At 71.9% G+C, this 23063-nt stretch carries 25 protein-coding genes and 1 pseudogene; 11 read left to right on the top strand and 15 right to left on the bottom strand.

Annotated features, from left to right (window positions below; translation table 11 throughout):
• Window positions 1-164: 164 nt before the first annotated feature.
• Complete coding sequence (locus ACIWVC_RS12470; protein WP_396454155.1) at window positions 165-437, bottom strand: hypothetical protein; 273 nt, start codon at window positions 435-437, stop codon at window positions 165-167.
• A 124-nt stretch (window positions 438-561) separates the two neighbouring features.
• On the opposite strand from ACIWVC_RS12470, the gene ACIWVC_RS12465 reads away from it, so the two are divergent.
• The 4 genes from ACIWVC_RS12465 to ACIWVC_RS12450 all read left to right on the top strand — a co-directional run bounded on the left by ACIWVC_RS12465 (window position 562) and on the right by ACIWVC_RS12450 (window position 3307).
• Complete coding sequence (locus ACIWVC_RS12465; RefSeq protein WP_396447064.1) at window positions 562-1128, top strand: hypothetical protein; 567 nt, start codon at window positions 562-564, stop codon at window positions 1126-1128.
• A gap of 39 nt (window positions 1129-1167) precedes the next feature.
• Window positions 1168-1749, top strand: coding sequence for a TetR/AcrR family transcriptional regulator (locus ACIWVC_RS12460; protein ID WP_396447063.1), 582 nt, complete (start codon window positions 1168-1170; stop codon window positions 1747-1749).
• An 80-nt stretch (window positions 1750-1829) separates the two neighbouring features.
• Window positions 1830-2579 carry an SDR family NAD(P)-dependent oxidoreductase gene (locus ACIWVC_RS12455; RefSeq protein ID WP_396447062.1) on the top strand — a complete coding sequence of 250 codons (750 nt, stop codon included), beginning with the start codon at window positions 1830-1832 and terminating at the stop codon, window positions 2577-2579.
• A gap of 38 nt (window positions 2580-2617) precedes the next feature.
• On the top strand, window positions 2618-3307 hold the full coding sequence (locus ACIWVC_RS12450) for a class I SAM-dependent methyltransferase (protein WP_396447061.1): 690 nt from the start codon (window positions 2618-2620) through the stop codon (window positions 3305-3307).
• A gap of 23 nt (window positions 3308-3330) precedes the next feature.
• Here the strand turns inward: ACIWVC_RS12450 and ACIWVC_RS12445 are convergent, their stop codons facing one another.
• The 6 genes from ACIWVC_RS12445 to ACIWVC_RS12420 form a co-directional block, all read right to left on the bottom strand.
• Window positions 3331-3936, bottom strand: coding sequence for a response regulator (locus ACIWVC_RS12445; protein ID WP_396447060.1), 606 nt, complete (start codon window positions 3934-3936; stop codon window positions 3331-3333).
• A complete protein-coding gene (locus tag ACIWVC_RS12440) occupies window positions 3933-5063 on the bottom strand; it encodes a sensor histidine kinase (RefSeq protein ID WP_396447059.1) in 1131 nt (376 codons plus the stop codon). The genes ACIWVC_RS12445 and ACIWVC_RS12440 overlap by 4 nt, the downstream gene beginning before the upstream one ends.
• Before the next feature lie 60 nt (window positions 5064-5123).
• Window positions 5124-5768: an ABC transporter ATP-binding protein gene (locus tag ACIWVC_RS12435; protein ID WP_396447058.1), complete on the bottom strand. Its 645-nt coding sequence runs from the start codon at window positions 5766-5768 to the stop codon at window positions 5124-5126.
• A 91-nt stretch (window positions 5769-5859) separates the two neighbouring features.
• Window positions 5860-7140: an alpha-amylase family glycosyl hydrolase gene (locus ACIWVC_RS12430; protein ID WP_396447057.1), complete on the bottom strand. Its 1281-nt coding sequence runs from the start codon at window positions 7138-7140 to the stop codon at window positions 5860-5862.
• Window positions 7141-7173: 33 nt separating this feature from the next.
• Complete coding sequence (locus tag ACIWVC_RS12425; protein ID WP_396447056.1) at window positions 7174-7602, bottom strand: MarR family winged helix-turn-helix transcriptional regulator; 429 nt, start codon at window positions 7600-7602, stop codon at window positions 7174-7176.
• A gap of 61 nt (window positions 7603-7663) precedes the next feature.
• Complete coding sequence (locus tag ACIWVC_RS12420) at window positions 7664-8827, bottom strand: lactate 2-monooxygenase (protein ID WP_396447055.1); 1164 nt, start codon at window positions 8825-8827, stop codon at window positions 7664-7666.
• A gap of 148 nt (window positions 8828-8975) precedes the next feature.
• Here ACIWVC_RS12420 and ACIWVC_RS12415 point away from each other — a divergent pair, with 148 nt between their 5' ends.
• Complete coding sequence (locus ACIWVC_RS12415; protein ID WP_396447054.1) at window positions 8976-11465, top strand: DNA topoisomerase (ATP-hydrolyzing) subunit A; 2490 nt, start codon at window positions 8976-8978, stop codon at window positions 11463-11465.
• Window positions 11466-11623: 158 nt separating this feature from the next.
• Here ACIWVC_RS12415 and ACIWVC_RS12410 read toward each other — a convergent pair whose 3' ends face one another.
• A complete protein-coding gene (locus ACIWVC_RS12410) occupies window positions 11624-12196 on the bottom strand; it encodes a dihydrofolate reductase family protein (RefSeq protein WP_396447053.1) in 573 nt (190 codons plus the stop codon).
• A 229-nt stretch (window positions 12197-12425) separates the two neighbouring features.
• On the opposite strand from ACIWVC_RS12410, the pseudogene ACIWVC_RS12405 reads away from it, so the two are divergent.
• Together ACIWVC_RS12405 and ACIWVC_RS12400 are read left to right on the top strand one after the other, a co-directional pair.
• Window positions 12426-12803 (top strand): annotated as a pseudogene (locus ACIWVC_RS12405) (alpha/beta fold hydrolase); the annotation flags it as partial.
• Window positions 12796-13359 (top strand): TetR/AcrR family transcriptional regulator, encoded by a 564-nt coding sequence (locus ACIWVC_RS12400; protein ID WP_396447052.1) that lies wholly within the window; start codon window positions 12796-12798, stop codon window positions 13357-13359. The pseudogene ACIWVC_RS12405 and the gene ACIWVC_RS12400, both read left to right, overlap by 8 nt.
• Window positions 13360-13440: 81 nt before the next feature.
• On the opposite strand, the gene ACIWVC_RS12395 is transcribed toward ACIWVC_RS12400, so the two are convergent.
• The 5 genes from ACIWVC_RS12395 to ACIWVC_RS12375 all read right to left on the bottom strand — a co-directional run bounded on the left by ACIWVC_RS12395 (window position 13441) and on the right by ACIWVC_RS12375 (window position 18329).
• The gene (locus ACIWVC_RS12395; RefSeq protein ID WP_396447051.1) at window positions 13441-13782 is read right to left on the bottom strand and encodes a hypothetical protein; all 342 of its coding nucleotides are present in this window, start codon (window positions 13780-13782) and stop codon (window positions 13441-13443) included.
• Between the two features lie 74 nt (window positions 13783-13856).
• A complete protein-coding gene (locus ACIWVC_RS12390) occupies window positions 13857-14501 on the bottom strand; it encodes a response regulator (RefSeq protein ID WP_396447050.1) in 645 nt (214 codons plus the stop codon).
• Window positions 14502-14512: 11 nt separating this feature from the next.
• Window positions 14513-15649 (bottom strand): sensor histidine kinase, encoded by a 1137-nt coding sequence (locus tag ACIWVC_RS12385; protein ID WP_396447049.1) that lies wholly within the window; start codon window positions 15647-15649, stop codon window positions 14513-14515.
• Window positions 15646-16119, bottom strand: coding sequence for a hypothetical protein (locus ACIWVC_RS12380; RefSeq protein WP_396447048.1), 474 nt, complete (start codon window positions 16117-16119; stop codon window positions 15646-15648). Before ACIWVC_RS12380 ends, ACIWVC_RS12385 begins: the two co-directional genes overlap by 4 nt.
• Window positions 16120-16238: 119 nt before the next feature.
• A complete protein-coding gene (locus tag ACIWVC_RS12375) occupies window positions 16239-18329 on the bottom strand; it encodes a type IIA DNA topoisomerase subunit B (protein ID WP_396447047.1) in 2091 nt (696 codons plus the stop codon).
• A 213-nt stretch (window positions 18330-18542) separates the two neighbouring features.
• On the opposite strand from ACIWVC_RS12375, the gene ACIWVC_RS12370 reads away from it, so the two are divergent.
• The 3 genes from ACIWVC_RS12370 (at window position 18543) to ACIWVC_RS12360 (ending at window position 20865) form a co-directional block, all read left to right on the top strand.
• Window positions 18543-19445 (top strand): ABC transporter ATP-binding protein, encoded by a 903-nt coding sequence (locus tag ACIWVC_RS12370; protein WP_396447046.1) that lies wholly within the window; start codon window positions 18543-18545, stop codon window positions 19443-19445.
• Window positions 19442-20515, top strand: coding sequence for an ABC transporter permease (locus tag ACIWVC_RS12365; RefSeq protein ID WP_396447045.1), 1074 nt, complete (start codon window positions 19442-19444; stop codon window positions 20513-20515). Before ACIWVC_RS12370 ends, ACIWVC_RS12365 begins: the two co-directional genes overlap by 4 nt.
• A gap of 119 nt (window positions 20516-20634) precedes the next feature.
• A complete protein-coding gene (locus ACIWVC_RS12360) occupies window positions 20635-20865 on the top strand; it encodes a hypothetical protein (RefSeq protein WP_396447044.1) in 231 nt (76 codons plus the stop codon).
• 168 nt (window positions 20866-21033) lie between these two features.
• Here the strand turns inward: ACIWVC_RS12360 and ACIWVC_RS12355 are convergent, their stop codons facing one another.
• Window positions 21034-21741: a GNAT family N-acetyltransferase gene (locus tag ACIWVC_RS12355; RefSeq protein ID WP_396447043.1), complete on the bottom strand. Its 708-nt coding sequence runs from the start codon at window positions 21739-21741 to the stop codon at window positions 21034-21036.
• Window positions 21742-21788: 47 nt separating this feature from the next.
• Between ACIWVC_RS12355 and ACIWVC_RS12350 the strand changes: the two genes are divergently transcribed.
• Window positions 21789-22532 carry a YaaA family protein gene (locus ACIWVC_RS12350; protein WP_396447042.1) on the top strand — a complete coding sequence of 248 codons (744 nt, stop codon included), beginning with the start codon at window positions 21789-21791 and terminating at the stop codon, window positions 22530-22532.
• A gap of 109 nt (window positions 22533-22641) precedes the next feature.
• On the opposite strand, the gene ACIWVC_RS12345 is transcribed toward ACIWVC_RS12350, so the two are convergent.
• Window positions 22642-23063 (bottom strand): sigma-70 family RNA polymerase sigma factor (locus tag ACIWVC_RS12345; RefSeq protein WP_396454154.1); only part of this gene is annotated, 422 nt, incomplete at its 5' end.

The following is a 23063-nucleotide window of genomic DNA, read 5'->3' as shown; positions in this document are numbered from 1 at the left end:
GTTCGAAGAACATGTGTGACTCGTGGACGTCGCGGACGGCTCGCTTCGGGGCGCGAGGCTCAGGCAGGGGCCCTCAGCGGTCACACATTCGCCGGCAACACGTACGCCGCAGGGCCCGCGGCATCGGCGGGCGGTGCGCGAAGCACAGGCGTACGGAGGACATGTCAGCAGTTAACCCGCTTCACGCGAGTGACCGCAACTCCACCCGGTGTGACGTCGATCGCCGTGAACCGCCCGCATCGCAGGCGGCGGGCGGTGCGCGCGCGGTGCTGTGACGACCGCCACGCCCGGCCCGCGCGGATGCGGGCGATCATGCTCGCGGCCGCGCCGGAACCGCCGCCGGCGGCCCCGGGAAGGCCCGCTGCGCAGCCCTTGCCGCACCGCCGTTCACGCAGCGTAGAGCCATGATCGACGATCCGGTGCACGATGATCGGCAAAGCGTGGAAGGGAGTGCGTCAGATGGGTGAAACCAGACGAGCCGGACCTCTAGAGTGAGTGCCACGTGAGGGCCCTCTCGCGGGAGGGCCCTTTGTTCTGCCTGCACGATCCAGAGGTCCCGACATGAACGACCACGAGGTGCACGAGGAGTGCATGAGGCTCCTCAGGGATGGCCTCCCCGTCCCCGCTCCCGCCGCCTTCGAGGAGGGACGGGACTTCCTTCCGCTCAGTCTCGACGTCGACGGCGACATCGCCGTTGTCACGTTCCTACACCAGTGGGACGGGGCGTCGCCCTTCATCGAGGGGTGGACGTTCCACCGCCGCGACGGCGAGTGGCGGGAGCTGGGCGGCGCCGGCGGATCGGCGCCCGCCGACCCGCTGCTGCGCCGGTCGTCCGGGGAGATGGGACGCCACCTGCTGAAGTACGGGTCGGGCCGCACCGTCCGCAACTCCAACCGGCTGCTGCCGTGGGGCGCCAAGTGGGTCCACGAGGCCCGGCTGCGGGCGTCGGCGGAGGTGGCGCGGATCAGGGTCGGCAACCGGATCCTGAACGTCCCCGAGCACGGGCACGTCGTCGTGGTCTGGGGCGCCCGCCGGGGGCCGGTCGTGGAGGCCCTCGCCGCCGACGGGTCCGTGCTGGACGCCATGGACCTCGACCGCCCGTCCGTTCCCGCCCGCCCGCAGAGCTGATATTTGACCGATCGTTCTGCACAGGGTTACCGTCCTGCCATGGCACGGACGAAGGAGTTCGACCCCGACGCCGCGCTGCGGCGCGCGCTCGACCTGTTCTGGGAGCGCGGGTACGAGGCGACCTCCATGGCCGATCTCGTGGAGCGTCTCGGCATCGCCCGCGCCAGCATCTACGGGACGTTCGGCGGCAAGCACGAGCTGTACCTGAAGGCGCTCGAACGGTACCTGCGGACCACGGACCCGGGCGTCGCCGAGCGGCTGTCGCAGCCGGGCCCCGCCCTGCCGGCGGTGCGCGCGCTGATCGAGCGGTACGCCGAGGAATCGGCCGGCGACCGGGAGCGGCGCGGCTGCATGGTCGTCAACGCGGCGGTCGAGCTGGCGCCCCGCGACGCCGAGGCCGCCCGGCTCGTCGAGGCGAGCTGGAGCTTCCTGGAGGCGGCGCTGACCGTCGCGCTGACCCGGGCCCGCAACCAGGGCGAGCTGGCGCCCGGCAAGGACCCGCGGGCGCTGGCCCGCCTCGTGCTGGTCATCCTCCAGGGGATGCGGGTGCTCGGGCGCGCCCCCGCCGACCCGGGCCGCGTCCGCGACGCGGCGCGCGCCGCGCAGGCCCTGTTCGACTGATCCCCGGCCCCCGGCCGACCGGGCCGGGGGTCTTTTCCGCCCTCATTCAAGAATGATCGATCTAGAAACGGAGCCCGGCCATGACCTTCGACGGCAAGATCGTCCTCATCACCGGCGGCGCGGGCGGCATCGGCCGCGCCGTCGGGCACGCCTTCGCCCGCGCGGGCGCCACCGTCGTCCTCGCCGGCCGCGACGTGACCGCGCTCGCCGACGCGGTGAAGGAGATCGGCCCCGGCAGGGCCGACCACGTGGCCGCCGACGTGACCGACCCCGCGTCCGCCGCCCGGATGGTCGAGACGGTGACCGCACGCCACGGCGGCCTGCACGTCGCGGTCAACAACGCCGGGATCTTCGGCGCCGCCGCACCGGTCGCCGACCTCGACGCCGGCGTCTGGGACGGCGTCCTCGCGGTGAACCTGACCGGGGTGTTCCTGTCGATGAAGCACGAGATCGCGCACATGCGCGCCCACGGCGGCGGAACGATCGTCAACGTCTCGTCCAACATCGGTGCTCACCGCCGGCGTCCGGGCCTGGCGGCCTACGCGGCGTCCAAGGCGGGGGTCAGCGTCCTCACCCGCACCGCCGCGCTCGACCACATCGCCGACGGCGTCCGCATCAACGCCGTCAGCCCCGGGCCGAGCGACACCCCGATGTCGCTCCTGCCGGGCGAGACCGAGGCCGAGCGCGCCGCCCGGATGCGGACGGCGGTCCCGGCCGGCCGCGTCGCGAGCACGTCAGAGGTCGCCTCGACCGTCCTGTGGCTCGCTTCCGACGCTTCGGCGCACGTAGTGGGCCATGACCTCGTCATCGACGGGGGTGTCACCGCCTGACAACGCATCCCGCGCCCGCCTCCGGGCAGACTCGGGACATGGCCCTCACACCCGATCACGACTCTGAACCGGAACGCTTCCGCCTCGCCGGCCGGGTCACCGGGAAGTATCTGATCGGGGCGCGGAGCCTGCACGACCACGTCGCGTCGAAGCTGCTGAGCGCCGGCGCGTCCCTCGTCCTGGACATCGGCTGCGGGGAGGGCGCCCTCAACGCCGCCCTCCCCCGCCCCTCCCCGCTCCGGCTGGTGGGCCTCGACGCGTCCGCCGGCCTCCTGCGCGACCACCCGGGCACGCGGGTCCGCGGCGACGCGCTGCGGCTGCCGTTCCGCGACGGGACGTTCGACGCCGCCGTGGCCGTGAACATGCTCCACCACCTGGACGATCCGGGCCGCGCGCTGCGCGAGGCCCGCCGCGTCCTCGCCCCCGGCGGGCTGCTGCTCGCCTCCGCGATCTGCCGGAACGACAGCCCCGAGCTGGCGCCGGTCTGGCGCCCCGAGCCCACGGCGTTCGACGCCGAGGACGCCCCCGACCGGGTATGCGAGGTGTTCGGCGAGGTCGAGGTGGAGCGCTGGGACGCCCCGCTGATCACGCTGCCCGACCGCGCCGCCGTCCGCGACTACCTGATCGCCCGCCGCGTGCCCCGCCCCCAGGCCGCCGAGGCCGCCGCGAAAGTCCGCACCCCGCTCCCCGTCACGAAGCGGGGCAGCCTGGTCCTGGCGCGCCGCTGACCCGGCGCCCGCTGCGGCGCCCGCTACAGCCAGCCGAGGTCGCGGGCGACGCGGGCGGCGGCGTGGCGGTTGTCGGCGCCGAGCTTGGTGACGGCGGCGGAGAGGTAGTTGCGCACGGTGCCCTCCGACAGGCCGAGGTCGCGGGCGATGCGGGAGACCGGGGCGCCGCCGGCGGCGGCGCGGAGGGTGTCCAGCTCGCGCGGGGTGAGCGGGCACTCCTCGGCGGCGAGGGCGTCGGCGGCGAGCTGCGGGTCGATGTAGCGGGCGCCGGCGGCGACCTGCCGGATGACCTCGGCGAGCCGCCGGCCGGGCGCGTCCTTGCCGAGGAAGCCGCGGACCCCGGCGGCCATGGCGCGGCGCAGGTTGCCGGGCCGGCCGTGCGCGGTCACGATCACCAGGCGGCAGCCGGGCAGGTCGCGGGCGAGGCGCTCGGCGGCGGCGAGCCCGTCCAGGCCGGGCATGTCGATGTCGAGGACGGCGACGTCGGGTTTGAGGGCGAGGGCGCGGTCGACGGCCTCGTCCCCGCGGCCCACGTCGGCGGCGACCTCGATGCCGTCCTCGGTCTCCAGCAGCAGGACGAGCGCCTCCCTGATCAGGAGGTGGTCGTCGGCGAGCAGCACCCGGATCATGCCTCACCCCTCGCTTCGGCGGGCACGGCGGCGGTCACCCGGAACGTCCCGTCGCCGGCCGGGCCCGCGGTGAACTCGCCGCCGGCGGCCGCGATCCGCTCGGCGAGGCCGGCCAGGCCGCTGCCCGCGTCGCCGGCCCGGCGCCCGGCGCCGTCGTTGACGATCTCCAGCCGGACGCGGTCCCGGCCGGCCCGGACGGCGATCTCGCACCAGGTGGCGCTGGAGTGCCGCAGGACGTTGGTGGCCGCCTCGCGGGCCACCCAGCCGAGCGGCTCGTGCACGTGCGCGGGCAGCGACGGGGACACCGCCGGCCGCTCGCACCGGATCCCGGCCGCGCGCAGCACGGCGGACATGCCGTCCAGCTCGGTGCGCAGGGAGGTGGCCCGGTAGCCGCGCACGACCTCGCGGACGTCCCGGACGGCGTCGCGCGCCATCGTCTGGATCTCGGTGAGCTCCTTGCGGACGCGCCCGTCGTCGCGTTCCACGAACCGTTCGGCGACCTCGGCGCGCAGCGCGACGGCCTGCAGGCTGTGGCCGAGGACGTCGTGCAGGTCGCGGGCGAAGCGGAGCCGCTCCTCGCCCACCGCGGAGCGGGCCAGCTCGGCGCGCGCCTCGCGCAGCTCCTGCACGACGTGGAACAGCCAGACTGTGACGTACCCGGAGAAGGCGCCGAGCGGCACCCCGGTGACCTCGTACAGGACGTTCAGCGCGGGCAGCCCGAGGAGCAGGCCGTAGAGGGGGGTGAGCACGGTCGCCGCCGCCGTGACCGCGATCGCCTCGCGGACCGGCAGCACGACGGCGATCAGCCCGGCCGGGACGAGCAGCGCGTTGCCCCAGCCCTGCCCGGTGTCGAGCAGCGGCGGCAGCGCCCAGCAGATCAGCGCGATCGCGGCGAGCCCGAGCCGGTGGGCGGGTGCGGTGCGGCGCATCAGGTTCTGCCACAGCAGCCGGGCGTAGAGGCCGAACGCGGCGGCGACGCCGGTGAGGGCGACGAGCAGGTGGCCGGCCTCCCGCCGCTCGGCGATCTCGTACCAGAGCGCCGGCAGCAGGAACCCGGCCAGCGTCAGCACCGTCATCCCCACGATGATCGCGGCGATGACGGTGGGGCGCGGGATCCTGGGCTGCACGCGCCCAGCGTATGCGGCCGGCAAGGCGGCTGGTGAGGTCGTCGGTCCGGGCCGCGCCGCTCAGGCGGCGCGGAGCCGGGCCGCCTCCCGGCCGGTGACGAGGCGGCCCTCGTCCAGGACCCCGACCCGGTCGGCGCGGCACGCCTCGTCCGGGTCGCGGGTCGCGACGACGATGCCGGTCCCGTGCGCGGCCAGCATGAGCAGGACCGACCACACCTCGCGGGCGTCGGCGGTGTCGAGCCCGGCGGTGGGCTCGTCCAGGAAGAGTACGTCGGAGCGTCCGATCAGGGCGAGCGCGAGGTCGAGCATGCGGCGCTGCCCGGGGGTCAGCCGCTCGAACGGGACGCCGGCGACGTGGGTGAGGCGGGCCAGGCGCAAAGCCTCATCGCGGGTGATGGGGTCGAGCGTCCAGCGCCGCCACGTGTCGATGACCTCGGTGACGGTCAGCCCCGGGAACAGGCCGCCGTCACGCCAGACCGCCCCGGCGCGCGCGGAGTCGCGGTCGGTGTAGGGGTCCGCGCCGCGGAGGCGGACGGTCCCGCCGGCGGGGCGGCGCAGGCCGGCGAGCATTTCCAGGAGTGTCGTCTTGCCGGAGCCGTAGCGGCCCAGCAGCGCGTAGATCTCCCCTTCGGCCACAGTGAACGAGACATTCCGCACGGCCTCGTTCAGGTGCAGGTCGCGTACCTCGATCACAGGTGCCTTCATGGGATCCATGCTGGCCGCCGGCGGCGCGGGCGAGCAGTCACAGGCGTCAGAAGGCGGCCGTGAGGAATCCATGAGTGGGCCATGACAAATGTCATGGTTCGGCGATCGCCCATCCGGCCGGTGGGATGGTGGCGCCGTCTGCGGTGAAGCTCGCTTCACCGGCTGCGCACGTCCAGTCGGCGGCGGGCAGCTCGGCTGTGGCGGGCTCATCGCCCAGGTTGAGGACGACCGCGAGCCGGTCTGCGCCGTGCCCCACTGTGTAGGACAGGGCCGTGTTGGTCAAGGTCGCGACCGTGGTCTGGGCGCGGACGAGCCATGGGTGGCGCCGCCTCAGCCCGATGAGGTCTTGGTGGAGGCGGTGGTAGGGGGCGCTGTAGCCGGGGGTCTCGTCGGGACGTTCGGGGAAGGCCGGCCGTATGGCGTCGTCGCCGCCGGCGCGCTCCTCCTTGATGCCTTCGAAACCGAACTCGTCACCCGCATAGATGGACGGCACGCCCCCGGTGGTCAGCAGGATCACCAGCGCGTGTTGCAGGAGTTCCTTCCGGTTCAGGCGGCTGGCGATGCGGGTCACGTCGTGGTTGCCGAGGAACGTCTGCGGGACGAAGACGTCGAGCATCCCGTTGTGCCGGTTCAGGGCGTGGGCCAGTTCGAAGAAGTTGCGGTCGTTGAGCGAGCTCCAGATGGCCTTCCACAGTTCGTACTGGGTGAGGGAGTCGAATCCGGTGTGCTCCACAAGGCGCGTGTAGTCGCCGTGGATGACCTCGCCGACGAACCATACGTCGGGGAAGCGCGCGCGGACGCGGTCTGTGACCGTCCGCCAGAACGGGGGCGGGACGGCGTACGCGGCGTCCAGGCGCCATCCGTCTACGCCGCGCTCCAGCCAGTGGGTCATGACGTCGGTGACGTAGTCGGCGACCTTGGGTTCGGCGTGGTTCAGCGTGACGAGGCGGTCGTGGCCCTCGAACGTGCGCAGGTCGGGGTGGAACCAGTCGCGGTACGGGGAGTCGTCGCCTCTGGCCGCGACGTCGGCGAACGGTTCGAAACCGCGCCCGACATGGTTGAAGACTCCGTCCAGCAGGACTCTGACGCCTTTCCGGGACGCCTCGTCGATGAGCCTTTGCAGGTCGTCCTCGCTGCCTAGCCTCGGGTCGATGCGGTAGTGGTCGACGGTGTCGTAGCCGTGGGTCTCGGACGCGAACACCGGGCCGAGGGCGAGCCCGTTGCAGCCGAGCCCGACGAGGTGGTCGAGCCAGCCCGCGAGCATGGCGAGCCGCGGCACGGGCGGCGCCCCCTCGGGGAGTGCCTCGCGTTCGGCACCGACGAAACCGAGCGGGTAGACGTGCCACCAGATGGCGTGATCGGGCCAGCGCATGCCCGTTCCCCTACCCCGAAAAGTAGTACGTACTCACGAACTATCCGCCAGGCGTCCCATGAGCCGGGCCGCGATCAGGAGGACGTCGCGCTCGGTCTCCGACAGGCCGGCCAGCGCGCCCGCGAGCCAGGCGTCGCGCTCCCGGACGTCGCGGCGGAGCGCCTCCGCTCCCCGCGGGGTGATGGTCAGCACGACCTGACGGCGGTCGTGCTCGGCGCGCGCCCTGGAGACGAGCCCCTCGGCCTCCAGTTCGGCGAAGACGCGCGTCAGGGACTGGGGCTTCTGGCCCTCCGCCCCGGCCAGCTCGCCGGGCGTGGCGGAGCCGTTCCGGTACAGGTGGCCGAGGACGACGAGCTTGTTGCCGCTCAGCGCGTCGGGCGAGCGGGCCGAGCGCATGCGGCGCGACACCCGCATGATCCCGGCGCGGATCTCCGCCACCGCCTCCATCGAAACGCCGTCCACAATGTTACGCTATCACTTACTAATTACGGGAGGCGGTCATGGCCGACGTCTGACGCGCCGCCTACCCGCGCACGAGAATGTCCGGAGTCAGCCCGTCCGGGGCCTTGATTCCGGACAGCGCCATGGTCAGCTCCAGTTCGGCCTGGAGGCAGCGCAGGACGTGCTGGACTCCCGCCTGACCGGCGAGCGCCAGCCCATAGGCGTACGGGCGCGCGACCAGGACGGCCTTGGCGCCCAGTGCGAGGGCCTTGGCGATGTCCGCTCCCGTCCGGATCCCGCTGTCGAACAGCACGGTCGCCTGGTCGTGGACCGCCTCGACCACCCCGGGCAGTGCGTCGAGGGAGGCGATGGCGCCGTCCACCTGGCGGCCGCCGTGGTTGGACACGATGACGGCGTCCATGCCGGCGTCCACGGCGTGGCGGGCGTCGTCGGGATGCTGGATGCCCTTGAGCGCGATGGGCCCGTCCCAGTGCTCCCGCAGGAAGATGAGGTCGTCCCAGGTGAGGCTGGGGTTTCCGAAGTTGGCGACCCAGTGCAGGAGCGCCATGTCCCGATTCTCGTCGGTGACGGGTCCGCCCACGGCCTTCTGGAAGACCGGGTCGCTGAAGTAGTTGGCGACACCGATACCGCGCAGGAAGGGCAGGTATGCCTGGTCCAGGTCGCGCGGGCGCCAGGCCATCGTGAACGTGTCCAGGGTGACGACCAGGGCCGTGTACCGCGCTGCCTTGGCGCGCTCAAGGAAGCTGACCGCGAGCTCCCTGTCCTTCGGCCAGTACAGCTGGTACCAGCGAGGCCCGTCGCCGTTCGCCTCGGCCACGTCCTCGATGGAGTACGAGGCCGCCGTGCTGAGCACCATCGGCACCCCCTCGGCCGCCGCCGCGCGCGCGACGGCCAGCTCGCCGTCCGGGTGGAGGATCGACAGGACGCCGATGGGGCCGAGCAGGACGGGCGACGGCATCGCTGTGCCCAGCACCTCGACCGACAGGTCCCGTTCGGCGACGTCCCGCAGCATGCGCGGCACGATCCGCCACCGGTCGAACGCCGCCCGGTTGGCCCGCGCGGTCGCCTCGCTGCCCGCCGACCCCGCCACGTACCCGAACGCCCGCGCCGACAGGGAGCGCTCCGCGAGGCCCTCCAGCCTGGTCAGGTCCGTCGGCAGCGACGGGACGACGTCGCCGAGGCCCTGGAGATAGATCGAGTTCTGGAAGTCGGCAAGCCCGCTCAAGGGAACCTCCACCTGGGTACGTCGGAACCGTCCGTCCACAATCTGCCAGGTCCGGCAAGGTGACGGAACGGCACCAATCCCCCGAGTTGGGCGCCACACCCGGTGGGGCGGGCGAAAGATGTCCCCGGGACCGGCCACAATGTGGGGCATGGCACGACGCGGATCCCAAGCCCCTCCACCTCCGCCGGACTTCGAGGAGAACATCGTCGACGTCGATGTCTCCGACGAGATGCGGGGGAGTTTCCTCGAATACGCCTACTCGGTCATCTACCAGCGGGCGCTTCCGGACGCGCGCGACGGCATGAAGCCCGTCCAGCGCCGGATCCTGTACTCGATGAACGAGATGGGGCTCCGGCCCGACCGCGGGCACGTCAAGTGCGCCCGCGTCGTCGGCGAGGTCATGGGCAAGCTGCACCCGCACGGCGACAGCGCCATCTACGACGCGATGGTGCGGATGGCGCAGCCGTGGGCGATGCGGATGCCGCTCGTGGACGGGCACGGCAACTTCGGCTCGCTCGGCGGCGACGACCTGCCCGCCGCCATGCGGTACACCGAGGCCCGCATGTCGCGCGAGGCGATGCTGATGGTCGAGTCGATCGACGAGGACACGGTCGACTTCCGCCCCAACTACGACGGGCAGGAGCAGGAGCCGGAGGTCCTGCCGGCGGCGTTCCCGAACCTGCTGGTCAACGGGGCGTCCGGCATCGCGGTCGGCATGGCCACGAACATGGCGCCGCACAACCTCGGCGAGGTCATCGCCGCGGCCCGGCACCTGATCGACCACCCCGACGCCACGCTCGACGACCTGATGCGCTTCGTGCCCGGCCCCGACCTGCCCACCGGCGGCAGGATCGTCGGCCTGGACGGCATCCGCGACGCCTACGAGCGCGGCCGGGGAACGTTCCGCACCCGGGCCACCGTCTCCATCGAGAACGTCACGCCGCGCCGCAAGGGCATCGTGGTCAGCGAACTGCCGTACGCCGTCGGGCCGGAGCGCGTCAAGGCCAAGATCAAGGAACTGGTCAACGCCAAGAAGATCCAGGGCATCTCCGACCTGAAGGACCTCACCGACCGCAACGTCGGCCTCCGCCTGGTCATCGAGATCAAGAACGGCTTCAACCCGGAGGCCGTCCTCGCCGACCTCTACCGGCTCACGCCGATGGAGGAGACGTTCGGCATCAACAACGTCGCCCTGGTCGACGGCCAGCCCCGCACCCTCGGTCTGCGCGACCTGCTGCAGGTGTACGTCGACCACCGCATCGAGGTCGTCCGCCGGCGCTCGATGTTCCGCCGCAAGAAGCGCGAGGACCGCCTCCACCTGGTGGACGGCCTCCTGGTCGCCCTCCTCAACATCGACGAGGTCATCCAGGTCATCCGGCAGAGCGACGACGCCGCCCAGGCCAAGCAGCGCCTCATGCAGATCTTCGAGCTGTCGGAGATCCAGGCGCAGTACATCCTGGACACCCCGCTCCGCCGCCTCACCCGGTACGACCGGCTCGAACTGGAGAAGGAGAAGGAGCAGCTCGCCAAGGAGATCGCCAGGCTGACCGCGATCCTGGAGTCGGAGCGCAAGCTCCGCGGCGTGGTGTCCAAGGAGCTGGGCGACGTCGCCAAGGAGTTCGACACCCCCCGGCGGACGGTCCTGCTGGAGTCCTCGGGCCAGACGACGGCGTCGGCCGTGCCGCTCGAGGTGGCGGACGACCCGTGCACGGTGCTGCTCTCGTCCACCGGCCTGATGGCCCGCACCCACGACGCGTCGCCCCTCCCGGACAGCGGCCCCCGCGCACAGCACGACGTGCTGACGTCGGTGGTGCCCGCGACGGCGCGCGGCCAGGTGGGCGCGGTGACGTCGCTGGGCCGGATGATCAGGATCGACGTCCTGGACCTGCCGACGCTGCCGCCGTCGGCGACGCCCCCGTCCCTGGCGGGCGGAGCACCCGTGGCCGAGTACGTCGACCTGGAACCGGACGAGACGGTCGTGGGCATCGCCGCCGTGGGCGAGGAGGGCGGCGGCCTGGCCCTCGGCACGGCGCACGGCGTGGTCAAGCGGGTGGTCCCCGACTTCCCGGCCAACCGCGACGAGTTCGAGGTCATCACCCTGAAGGAGGGCGACCGGGTCGTGGGCGCCGTCCAGCTGCTGTCCGACGACCAGCACCTGGTCTTCATCACGACCGACGCCCAGCTCCTGCACTACTCCGCGTCGCTCGTCCGCCCGCAGGGCCGGGCGGCGGGCGGCATGGCGGGCATCAAGCTGGGCGCCGGGGCGAGCGTCCTGTGGTTCGGCGCCCTGGAGCCTGACCGCGAGGCCCGCGTCATCACGGTCTCGGGTTCGTCCTCGGCGCTCCCGGGCACGCAGACGGGCGCGATCAAGGTGGCCGACTTCGCGGACTTCCCGTCCAAGGGCCGCGCGACGGGCGGCGTGCGCGCCCACCGCTTCCTGAAGGGCGAGGACGTCCTGCTGCAGGCGTGGGCGGCCCCGACCCCGCTCCGCGCGGCGGCCGCCAACGGCAAGCCGGCGATGCTGAACGCGACGCTGGGCCGCCGGGACGGCTCCGGCGAGAAGCTGGACAAGCCCATCGTCGCCATCAGCGGCCCGATAGGCCCCGCCCCCGAAGAAGACGAATCCCCCGAAGAATGACGCAAAGAGGCCCCGGCACCCCCGGGGCCTCTTTCACATGCCCGGCCGGACCCGGGCGTTGAGATCCGCGTTGCACCGCGCGATCCGCTCCGCCGCCTCGACGACGTCGCAGACCGGACGGCAGGCGCCGTCACCGTCCGGCAGCGCGACGCAGGCCGTCAGCGGATGACGTCGAAGACGTTCTTCTGGATGCCGTTGGAATATGCCTCGTGCTCGACGAGCCTGAGCTGCTGGGCGTCCTTGTCAGTGGAGCTGAACAGGCGCTTGCCCGCGCCGAGCAGCAGCGGGAACACGAGCAGGTGGTACCGGTCGATCAGACCGGCGTCCGACAGGGCATGGTTCAGGGCCGCGCTGCCGTGGAGGATGATCGGGCCGCCCTCGGTCTCCTTCAGCGCGGCGACCTCGTCGAGCGAGCGCAGGATCGTGGTCTCGCCCCAGTCCGCGACCAGATCGTCATCGGTGAGGGTGGTGGAGACGACGTACTTCGGCATCGCCTTGTAGCCGGTGAACTCCTCCATGGCGGGCCACACGGGGCTGAACACCTCGTAGCTGACCCGGCCTAGGAGCAGCGCGGTGGCCTCCTCCTGTTCCCGGCCCTTGATCTCGTACGCCTCGGGGACGAACTCGATGTCCTTGAAGGTCCAGCCGCTGTTCCGGTAGCCGGGCTCGCCGCCCGGCGCCTCCATGACGCCGTCGAGCGAGATGAAGGCGGTGCTGATCAGAGTGCGCATCTTGGTCTCCCTGGTGTCTCGCGGTACGGTCACAGCCTGCCCTGGACAAGAATATTTGTCAAGAACGATTCGATTGTCGGCAGCTCGGCGGTCGCGCCGACGGTCGCGCGCTTGACGAGGGCAGCTAATTCCATTAGCGTTTAGCTAACTTGATTAGCCATCGAGGGAGCATCATGACCGAGTTTCTGGCCGTCGACGGCGGCACCATCGCCTACGAGGTGGCGGGGTCGTCTGGCGGTCCTACCTCGACGTGGCCTACCCCGGCCGGAAGCCGGCCGACTGGGCCGAGCGGCTCGCCCTCATCGAGTCCCGGCTGCGCGAGCCCGGCCGGATGAAGGCCATGCAGGCCATGGGCAAGAGCGCCCCGACCGACGCCGGCGCGCAGCTCGGCAACGTCCGCTGCCCGGTCCTGGTCGTGATGGGCACGCAGGACCCCGACTGGGCCGACCCGCGCGCCGAGGGCGCCGCGGTCATCGGCGACCTGCCGTCCGGCCTCGGCCGCCTCGAGATGATCGACGGCGCCGGGCACTACCCGCACCACCAGTTCCCCGACCGGGTCGCCTCGCTCGTGCTCGACTTCCTTCACACGGACGCCGCCCGTGCCTAGGGCGGGCCTGGACGCGGCGGCGGTGGTCGCCGCCGGGGCCGCCCTCGCCGACGAGGTCGGCTTCGCCAACGTCACGATGGGCAAGCTGGCCGAGCGGCTGGGCGTGCGCACCCCGTCCCTCTACAAGCACGTGAAGGGCCAGGAAGACCTCAACCGGCGCATCGCGACCCTGGCGCTGGGCGAGACCGCCGAGGCCGTCGGCGACGCGGTCCAGGGCTACGCGGGGCGCGACGCCCTGGCGGCGGCGGCGCGCGCCTTCCGCGCCTTCGTCGTGGCCCACCCCGGCCGGTACGCCGCGACGATAGGGGTCGAACCGGAAGGACCGGACGATCCGCTGGCCACCGCAGGGCAGCGGCTGCTCCGCGCGTTCTCGGCCGTCCTGCGCGGCTACGAGATCAAGGAGGCCGATAGGAACCATGCCCTGCGCATGCTCCGCAGCCTCTTCCACGGCTTCGCCACGCTGGAGGCGGCGAACGGCTTTCAATGGAGCACCGACATCGACGAGAGCTTCGAGTGGCTCATCGACTTCGCCGACCGGGGCCTGCGCGGCCTTTGATCTCGGGGTGGCCGACCGCTTGGTCCTGGCACGGGGGTAATTACACCGCAGGATGACAGCGGTGGAATCACAGCGGGCTAGTTACGCCGGCGTGGTTTCGGCCTCGCGGGGGCGGGGCTGCAGGCCCTGCTCGGCGGCGGAGGCCAGGGCCTCCAGCAGGTCGGCCGGGCCGCCCGCGGCGTCGTCGTAGTGCCATGCGCGGATGATCTGCTCGCCTTCGGCGCCCGGGTTGAAGCGGCCCAGGGCGAAGCAGCCGGCCTTGGCCATGCGGACGATGACGCGGGAGCTCTCGTCCAGGTGCTCCACGTAGGCGGCCGCGTCGATGAGGCCGATCGCGGCGCGGACGTTGCGGGGGCCGGGACGGTCGATCCGCCATTGCGCGTACGGGCGCAGGTAGTCCGCGATCATGCAGGTTCTCAGCACGGTCCTCATCGTGGAGCCGCGAGGACACGCCAGTGCCCCGTTTGACCGACGCCTTGCCGGACGATGACCGATGATCAGCCGGTGAGGCCGTTCTTGTAGGCGTAGGTGACGGCCTGGGCCCGGTCGCGCAGGTTCGCCTTGGCGAACAGGTTGTTGATGTGCGTCTTCACGGTGGCCTCGGAGATGAACAGGTCCCGGGCGATCTCGGCGTTGGAGCGTCCCCGCGCGATGAGGGCGAGTACCTCCGCCTCACGGCGGGTGAGGCCGTCGGGCAGCCCGGCGCGGCGGGGGCGTTCGCCCGCGGCGACGGCCTCGACCAGGCGGAGCTGGACGGCCGGGTCGAGCTGGGACGCGCCGCCGCGGACGGCGGCGATGGCGCGGGCGATCTCGTCGGCGTCGGCGTCCTTGGTGAGGTAGCCGCGGGCCCCGGCGCGCAGGGCGGCGAAGATCGAGTCGTCGTCGGCGTAGGTGGTGAGGACGACGATCCCCACGTCCGGATGGGCCTCCTTGATGCGGCGTGTCGCCTCGACGCCGTCCATGCGCGGCATGCGCAGGTCCATCAGGACCACGTCGGGCTCCAGCTCGCCGACCATCGCGACCGCCTGCTCGCCGTCGCCGCAGGCGCCGGCGACCTCGATGCCGGGCAGCAGTTCGAGAAGGAGGACCAGGCCCTCGCGCACCACGGTCTGGTCGTCGACGACCAGGATTCTCGTCTTCACCGCGTCTCCCGTCACGCCGGCACCTGGAGGGACACCCGGAACCCCGCGCCGTCCGGTCCCGTGACCAGGGTTCCATCGATCAGCTCGGCGCGTTCCCGCATGCCGACGAGACCGTATCCGCCGCCGCTCACCTCGATGACCGACTCGGTGCCGCCGGTGTCGGTCACGTCCAGTTCCACCCGGTCGGGGAGGTAGCGCAAGGTGACCTGCGCGCGGGCGCCGGGTGCGTGCTTGCGGACGTTCGTGAGCGCTTCCTGAGCCGTGCGCACCACCGCCAGCCCCGCCTGGGGCGAGAGTTCGCGCGGGGCGCCCGTCACCTGCACGTCGCACGGGCGTCCTGTGCTGGCGTAGAACTCCTCGGCGAGCTCCGCCAGCGCCTCCCTGGGCTCCGGGATCTCCCCGCGGAGGGTGGCGAGGGCGCGCCTCGTCTCCTCCAGGCCGGAGCGGGCCAGGTTCCGCGCGCGCTCCACGCGGTCCAGGGCCTGGAGGCGGTCGCCGTCGCGGGAGAGCAGCAGCCTCGCGCCCTCCAGGTGGACGAGCTGCGCCGACAGGGAGTGGGCGAGGATGTCGTGGATCTCGCGGGCGATGTGCGAGCGTTCGGCGAGGACGGCGTTGGCCGCCTCGGCGCGGCGGGTGGCCTCCTGCGCGATGGCGCCCTGGCGGCTGGCGACGGCGCCGAGGGTGAGGCCGGCGAACGCCGACAGGAGGCCGAGGTCCGCCCCGCCCGGCCGGAGCGCCTCCCCCAGCGCGCCGACCGCCGCGATCGTCAGCACGCTGACCGCGACGCCCCACCGCAGCGGCAGCCGCATCAGCAGCACCCAGAGGCCCGCCATGCAGAAGAAGAACCCGCCGCCGGCATGCGGCGCGATCGCGTACAGCGCCATCCCCGCCGCCACGGCCAGCAGCAGCAGGACGATCCCGGGCCCCCGCCACGGCGAGCCCTTCTGCCGCCCGAGCACGATGCCCGCCCCAAGCAGCGCGAACATCACCGCGTTCAGGACGACCATGGCCAGGCCGACGCCGTGCAGCGCGGGGGCCGGGTCAGCGAGCAGCAGCCCCCGGACGTACGCGATGAGGCCCCACGCCACCAGCATGCCGACGATGAGCAGCCGGACGAACCGCTCCCGTCCCGTGTCCTCGCACTTCACGGTCCGACGTTAACCTGTGCGGCGCCGCGCGCCCGGCGGCCGACGACGAGGCCCTGCACGAGCAGCGTCACGGCGAGGAACAGCAGGACGCCGCCGGCGGCCGGTTTGATCCCCGCCGCGTACCCGGCGGCGACGAACGCCGCCCGGATCGCGATCGACACGAGCCAGGCCGCGAGCGTCCAGCCGGTGCCGCGCCGCCACAGCGTCCCGTCGCCCGCGCGCCACACCCGGATCGTGACCGCGCGCAGCACGCCGAGGCCGACGGCGGCGACGGCCTCCCCCGCCACCAGGGCGGCGCTCAGCGCGAGATGCCCGCGGTCGATCAGCCCGCCCTGCGCCAGGGCCACCACGGCGAGGACGAGCGGCACGGTGTACATCCGGCGTTCGTCGACGGAACACGTCCGCAGCTGCCGGTACAGGACGAGGGCCACCACAGCGGCGGCGAGCAGAACGTTGTCGAGCGTGTTCATGCCCCGACGCTAGAAGCCGGCGGCCGTGCAGCGGATCGGCATGCGGCTGGACATCCCGCTCTCCACCCCCGGGTGGACGCCCTCCCGGCCCCGGCCCGAGGCGCCGGAGCCGCGGACGCTCAGGCGTCGATGCGCTCCACGTCGAGTTCGGTGGCGCCGGCGGTGATGAAGGCGCGGCGGGGGGCGACCTCGCTGCCCATCAGCAGCTCGAACACCTTCGCCGCCTCCTCGGCGTCCTCGATGCGGACGCGCCGCAGCACCCGGTGGCGCGGGTCGAGGGTGGTCTCCGCGAGCTGGTCGGCGTCCATCTCACCGAGGCCCTTGTAGCGCTGGATCGGCTCCTTCCACCGCTGGCCCTTGCGCTCCAGCTCGACGAGCCGTTTGCGCAGCTCGGCGTCGGAGTAGGTGTAGATGTACTTGTCCTGGCCCTTCTTCGGCTTGATCAGCTCGATGCGGTGCAGCGGCGGGACGGCGGAGTAGACCCGCCCGGCCTCCAGCATCGGGCGCATGTAGCGGTGGAAGAGGGTGAGCAGCAGGGTGCGGATGTGCGCGCCGTCGACATCGGCGTCGGCGAGGATCACCACGCGGCCGTAGCGGGCCGCCTCGACGTCGAACGTGCGGCCGGAGCCGGCGCCGATCACCTGGATGATCGCGGCGCACTCGGCGTTCTTGAGCACGTCCGCGACGGACGCCTTCTGCACGTTGAGGATCTTGCCGCGGATCGGCAGCAGCGCCTGGAACTCGGAGTTGCGGGCGAGCTTGGCGGTGCCGAGCGCCGAGTCGCCCTCGACGATGAACAGCTCGCTGCGGTCGTCGGTGGTGCGGCAGTCGACGAGCTTGGCCGGCAGCGCCGAGTTCTCCAGGGCGTTCTTTCGCCGCTGGTTGTCGCGCTGGGTGCGGGCCGCGATGCGGGTCTTGGCGGCGCCGACGACCTTCTCCAGGACGGCGCGGAGCGCCTGCTTCTGCCCGCGCGGCGGGTTCTCGAAGATCGCGCGCAGCTCCCGCATGACCACCTGGGACACGATGCGGGTGGCGGCGGACGTGCCGAGGACCTCCTTGGTCTGGCCCTCGAACTGCGGCTCGGGCAGCCGGACCGTCACCACCGCGGTGAGGCCCTCCAGGACGTCCTCCTTGATGACGTCCTCGTCGCCGTTCTTCAGCAGCTTCACCGCGCGGAGCTGCTCGTTCAGCACCTTGACCACCGCGCGGTCGAAGCCGCGCAGGTGGGTGCCGCCCTTCGGGGTGGCGATCACGTTGACGAACGACTTGGTGATCGTGTCGTAGCCGGTGCCCCAGCGCAGCGCGACGTCCACCTCCAGGTCGCGTTCGACGTCGGTCGGGGTCAGGTGGCCCTGGTCGTCGAGGACGGGGACGGTCTCGGTGAAGTGGCCGCGCCCCTGGATCCGCAGCACGTCGATGATCGGCGCGTCCTTGGCCAGATAGGTGCAGAACTCGCTGATGCCGCCGTCGAACCGGAACGTCTCCTCGACGACCTCCTCGCCGCGCTCGTCGCGGACGTCGATGGTGAGGCCGGGGATGAGGAACGCGGTCTGCCGCATCCGGTCGAGGACGAGCTGCTGGTCGACCTCGGCGTCCTTCAGGAAGATCTGCGGGTCGGGCCAGAAGCGGACCCGCGTGCCGGTGACCTTCTTGGCGACCTTGCGCACCTTGCGCAGGCCCGACTTCTTCCTGAACCGGGCGTTCGGGCGCCCGTCGTCGGCGAACTCGCCGGGCAGGCCGCGCCGGAAGCTGATCGCGTGGGTGTGGCCGTCGCGGTCGACCTCGACGTCCAGCCGCGCGGACAGCGCGTTGACCACGGACGCCCCCACGCCGTGGAGCCCGCCGGACGCGGTGTAGGAGACGCCGCCGAACTTGCCACCCGCGTGCAGCCGCGTCATGACCAGCTCGACGCCGGGCAGCCCGGTCTTCGGCTCCAGGTCGACGGGGATGCCGCGGCCGTTGTCGCCCACCTCGAAGGAACCGTCGGCGCGGAGCGTCACACTGATGTGGGTGCAGTAGCCGGCGAGGGCCTCGTCGACGCAGTTGTCGACGATCTCCCACAGGCAGTGGGCGAGGCCCCTGCTGTCGGTCGACCCGACGTACATGCCGGGCCGTTTCCGGACGGCCTCCAGCCCCTCCAGCACCGACAGGTGCCGGGCGGAGTAGCCGTGCGGGTCTTCGGTCGTCGGTTCGGCGGTCGCGGCGGTCAACGTGCGTGCGCTCCTCGGGGGTAGGACGGACGGCAGCAGGGTACCCCCGACCACCGACAATCCGCCGAAAGGCTCGCCGCCGCGGGCGTTCCGCGCGTCCGCGCGGCGGCCCGGGGACTCGTTCGCAGGACTACCCGGACCTCGACTTCTAGACCTTAACGTCCACCTTTAGGTGGGTGTGCGGGCTCTGCCGGACTGCTTAGGGTTCGTTGCATGGTGCAAACGATCGAGGTCTCGGGCCTCCGTAAACGCTACGGAGACGTCCAGGCCGTGGACGGGGTGACGTTCGAGGTCGAGGAGGGCGAGTTCTTCGGCATCCTCGGCCCGAACGGCGCGGGCAAGACGACGACGCTGGAGATCATCGAAGGGCTGCGGCAGGCCGACGCGGGCGACGTCGCGGTGCTGGGGGCCTCCCCGTGGCCGCGCAACCCGAAGCTGCTGCCCAGGATCGGCGTCCAGCTCCAGGCTTCGTCGTTCTTCGAGCGGCTGACCACCCGCGAGCAGCTGCAGACGTTCGGCTCCCTCTACGGCGTCCCCGCCAAGAAGGCCGACGCGATGATGGAGCTGGTCGGGCTGGGCGACAAGGCCGACGTCCGGGTGGAGAAGCTGTCCGGCGGCCAGGCGCAGCGCCTGTCCATCGCGTGCGCGCTCGTGCACGACCCGGAGCTCGTGTTCCTGGACGAGCCGACCGCCGCGCTCGACCCGCAGGCCCGCCGCAACCTCTGGGACCTGCTGCGGCAGATCAGCACGGAGGGCCGCACGGTCGTGCTGACCACGCACTACATGGACGAGGCGGAGATCCTCTGCGACCGCGTCGCCATCATGGACTCGGGCAGGATCCTGCGGCTCGGCCCGCCGGCGGTGCTGGTGCGGGGCCTGGACGCGCCGGCCAGGATCAGCGTCGCGAGCGGCGTGCTGGACGTGACGGACGCGCGGCTGCTGCCCGGCGCGGACGAGGCCGCCGACGACGGCGTCTCGCTGACCATCACCACCCGCGACCCGTCGGCCGTGGTCGCGGCGATGGCGGCCAAGGACGCCCTCGACGGCGTGCAGATCCGCGGCGCGACCCTGGAGGACGTCTTCCTCGAGCTCACCGGACGGGAGTACAGGGCGTGAGCACGTTCGAGAGCTTCAAGAGCCTGTCCAGGGCCATGTACCTGGGCTTCAAGCGGGACCGGACCGCGCTGTTCTTCACCATCCTGTTCCCCCTGATGTTCCTGCTGATCTTCGGCGGGATCTTCGGGCACCAGACGACGTCCAAGGTGAAGGTGCTGCAGATCGGCAAGGCGCCGGTCCTGGAGCAGGCCGTCGCGCAGGGCGGCGAGGAGGTCGGCAAGGTCATGAAGGTGACCAGGACGTCCGACCGCGCCGCCGCCCTGCGCAAGGTCGAGAAGGGCGACGCGGACGCGGCCGTCGAGCAGCGCGGCAACCAGCTGGTCGTCCACTACTCCGCCGCCGACCAGGTCAAGTCGGGGACGGTGCGGGGGCTGATGGACTCCATCGTGCAGTCGGCGAACCAGGCGGCCACCGGCAAGCCGCCCGCCTACACGATGTCCGCCCAGCAGGTGGAGGACGACTCGCTCAAGGCCATCCAGTTCTTCACCCCCAGCCTGCTGGGCTGGGCGCTGGCGTCGGCCGGCGTCTTCGGGGCCTCCCAGACGCTGGTGACGTGGCGGACCAAGGGCATCTTGCGGCGGCTCCAGCTCTCCCCCGCCCCGATACCCACCGTGTTCGCGGCGCGGGTCGCGGTCAGCCTCGCCATCGCGCTCGTGCAGTTCGTGCTGTTCGTGGTCGTGGCCCAGCTCCCGATGTTCGGGTTGCAGCTGAGCGGCGCCTGGTGGATGGCCATACCGATGGTGATCGCGGGCGTGCTCGCCTTCCTCGCCATCGGGATGCTGATCGGCGCGTGGGCCAAGACGCAGGAGACCGCTCAGGCGGTGACGCAGCTCATCGTCCTGCCGATGGCGTTCCTGGGCGGCTCCTTCTTCCCCTTGGACGCGGCACCGGGCTGGATGAAGACGCTGTCCTACATCTTCCCGCTTCGGTATCTGAACGAGGGGATGCTCAACGTGATGGGACGCGGTCTCGGCCCTATGTCCGCGGTGCCGCAAATCGGCATCCTGTTGGGCGTCGCGTTGGTCGGCGCGCTCATCGCCGTGCGCCTGTTCCGGTGGGAGGCCGCCTAATGTGACCTCGGTCACTTATTGGGCCATTCTGCTGTGGGCGTACGAAGAACCAGGTTGGGAACGTCAACGTCGGGTTAGATGTTGTCCTAAGTACCGACCCCGAGCATGAGGAAGGTGCCGTGACTGGAGCCCTTGCCCCAACCAAGCCGCTGACCGTCGCCGACCGATGCGACCGCTGCGGCGCCCAGGCCTACGTCCGTGCAGTCCTTGTAGGCGGCGGCGACCTTCTGTTCTGCGCCCACCACGGACGCAAGTACGCAGAAGCGCTGCGCGCCAACGGGGCCGACATTCAGGACGAGACCGACCGGCTCAACGAGACCCCGGCCACCGCACGTGACGACGAGCGGTAGATCAACATAGAAATCCCCGGAACGGCGGTCACCGGACACGGTGGCCGCCGTTCGCATATCCGGCGCCCGACCGCCATCGGCTATCACTCCGGAAAGTGATGAAGCCATTACGGACCGTGGTTGCATTCGTGCGCGCCGGTGAGTCAGCTCACCAGATCGATGCACTACTCACCCCGTGGTGACATTTTTCACTCGATAGTGATAGCCGCCCGCCGGCGCAAAGCCCTCGGCCTCGTACAACGCACGCGCCGGGGCGTTCCGCTCGACGACGACCAGGTACGCGCGCTCGCATCCCTGCTCGCGTCCCCAGCCGAGGAGCGCCCGCAGGACGCGCCGTCCCAGACCGCGCCTGCGCGCCTCCGGCGCGACGGCCATGGCATAGACGCCGAGCCACTCCCCCTGGGGAACGCCGCGGCCCACGGCGACGCCGTCCAGCGACGCGTACGCCGCGGGTACCCCGGTCAGGATCTTCTCGGCCATCGGCAGTTGGTGGTCGTACCGGCCGTCGACCGACCACCACAGGTCGAGCCACTCGCCGGACGGCGCCAAGGCGATCTCCACGCCGTCACGCTCGTAGGGGCCGGTCAGGTCCGTCTCCATGGCCATCGTCGGATCGACCAGTTCGTAGCCCCTGGCTTCCAGGAGCCCATCGAGACCTTCGGGGCGCGCTTGGGCGTCCACCGAGAACACGGTCGGGAGGCCCAGTTCGGTGTAGAAGCGCTCCGCCCGCTCCAGGGCGACATCCACGTCGCCTGGGTCGTCCATGGGCAGGACGGAGTTGGCCCGCTTGGTCACCCCGCCGGCATGGCGCAGCAGCCAGCCCCCAATATCCTGGGTGGACGGCGCGGGCCATGCACCGGCGACGAGTTCGCCCAACCGCGTTCCCAGTACCCGCGTCATCTGTCACCGCTTTCGGGGGGATCGTGCACATCCTGCTGCCGCCGTCGGAGAAGAAGGCTACCGGCGGGGACGGGCCGCCCCTCGACCTGGCCTCGCTGAGCTTCCCCGAGCTGAACCCGGTGCGGAAGCGCGTCCTGTCGGCCCTGGCCAAGGCGAGCCGGCGGGCCGACGCGCCCGAGATCCTCGCCTTGCCGCCCGGCCAGGCGGACGAGGCGCTCGCCCGCAACAAGGCGCTGGCCAAGGCGCCCACGCTGCCGGTCTCCAGGCTCTACACCGGCGTCCTCTACGACAACCTCGACCTCCCGGACCTGGACGCCGAGGCCGCCGCCGCTCAGCTGATCGTCTTCTCGGGCCTGTGGGGCGCGCTGAGGCTCACCGACCGCGTCCCGCCCTACCGGCTGGCCATGTCGGTGTCGCTGCCGCCCCTCGGCCGCCTGGGCACGCTGTGGCGTCCCGCGATGCGCAAGGCGCTCCGGCCGGACGGCGACCTCGTCGTCGACATGCGCTCCGGCCCCTACGCGGCCGCGTGGAAGGCGCCCCAGCCGGCCGTCGCCGTCCGCGTGTTCCGCGAGCGGCTCGCCGGCGGCTCCCCCGAACGCGCGGTCGTCAGCCACATGGCCAAGGCCACCCGGGGCAAGATCGCGCACGACCTCCTCAAGGCGGGCGCGGCGCCGCGGACCCCCGAGGAACTCCTGAAGGCCGTGGCCGATCTCGGCCACACCGTCGAGCTCAACGGCGCCAACCTCGACGTCATCCTCCACGACTGACGCCCGGCACGGGCCGCGCGGTGAAGCGCGGAAAGGGTGAACCGGCCGCGTACGCGAACAGGGCCCCGCGTAACGCGGAGCCCTGTTCCTCGCCGTGTCGCGGGCCAGGTCAGTCCAGGTAGTCGCGGAGGACCTGGGACCGGGACGGGTGGCGCAGCTTCGACATGGTCTTGGACTCGATCTGGCGGATGCGCTCGCGGGTCACCCCGTACACCTTGCCGATCTCGTCCAGGGTCTTCGGCTGGCCGTCGGTGAGGCCGAACCGCATCGACACCACGCCGGCCTCGCGCTCGCTGAGCGTGTCCAGGACGGAGTGGAGCTGCTCCTGCAGGAGCGTGAAGCTGACCGCGTCGGCCGGGACGATGGCCTCGGAGTCTTCGATGAGGTCGCCGAACTCGCTGTCGCCGTCCTCGCCGAGCGGCGTGTGCAGGGAGATGGGCTCGCGGCCGTACTTCTGGACCTCGACGACCTTCTCCGGGGTCATGTCGAGTTCCTTGGCCAGCTCCTCCGGGGTGGGCTCGCGGCCCAGGT

It is taken from the genome of Actinomadura sp., assembly GCF_044508335.1.
Lineage (GTDB): Bacteria > Actinomycetota > Actinomycetes > Streptosporangiales > Streptosporangiaceae > Spirillospora.
The sequence above is the reverse complement of the archived record's forward strand: the minus strand, read 5'-3'. Positions and strand labels throughout refer to the sequence as shown.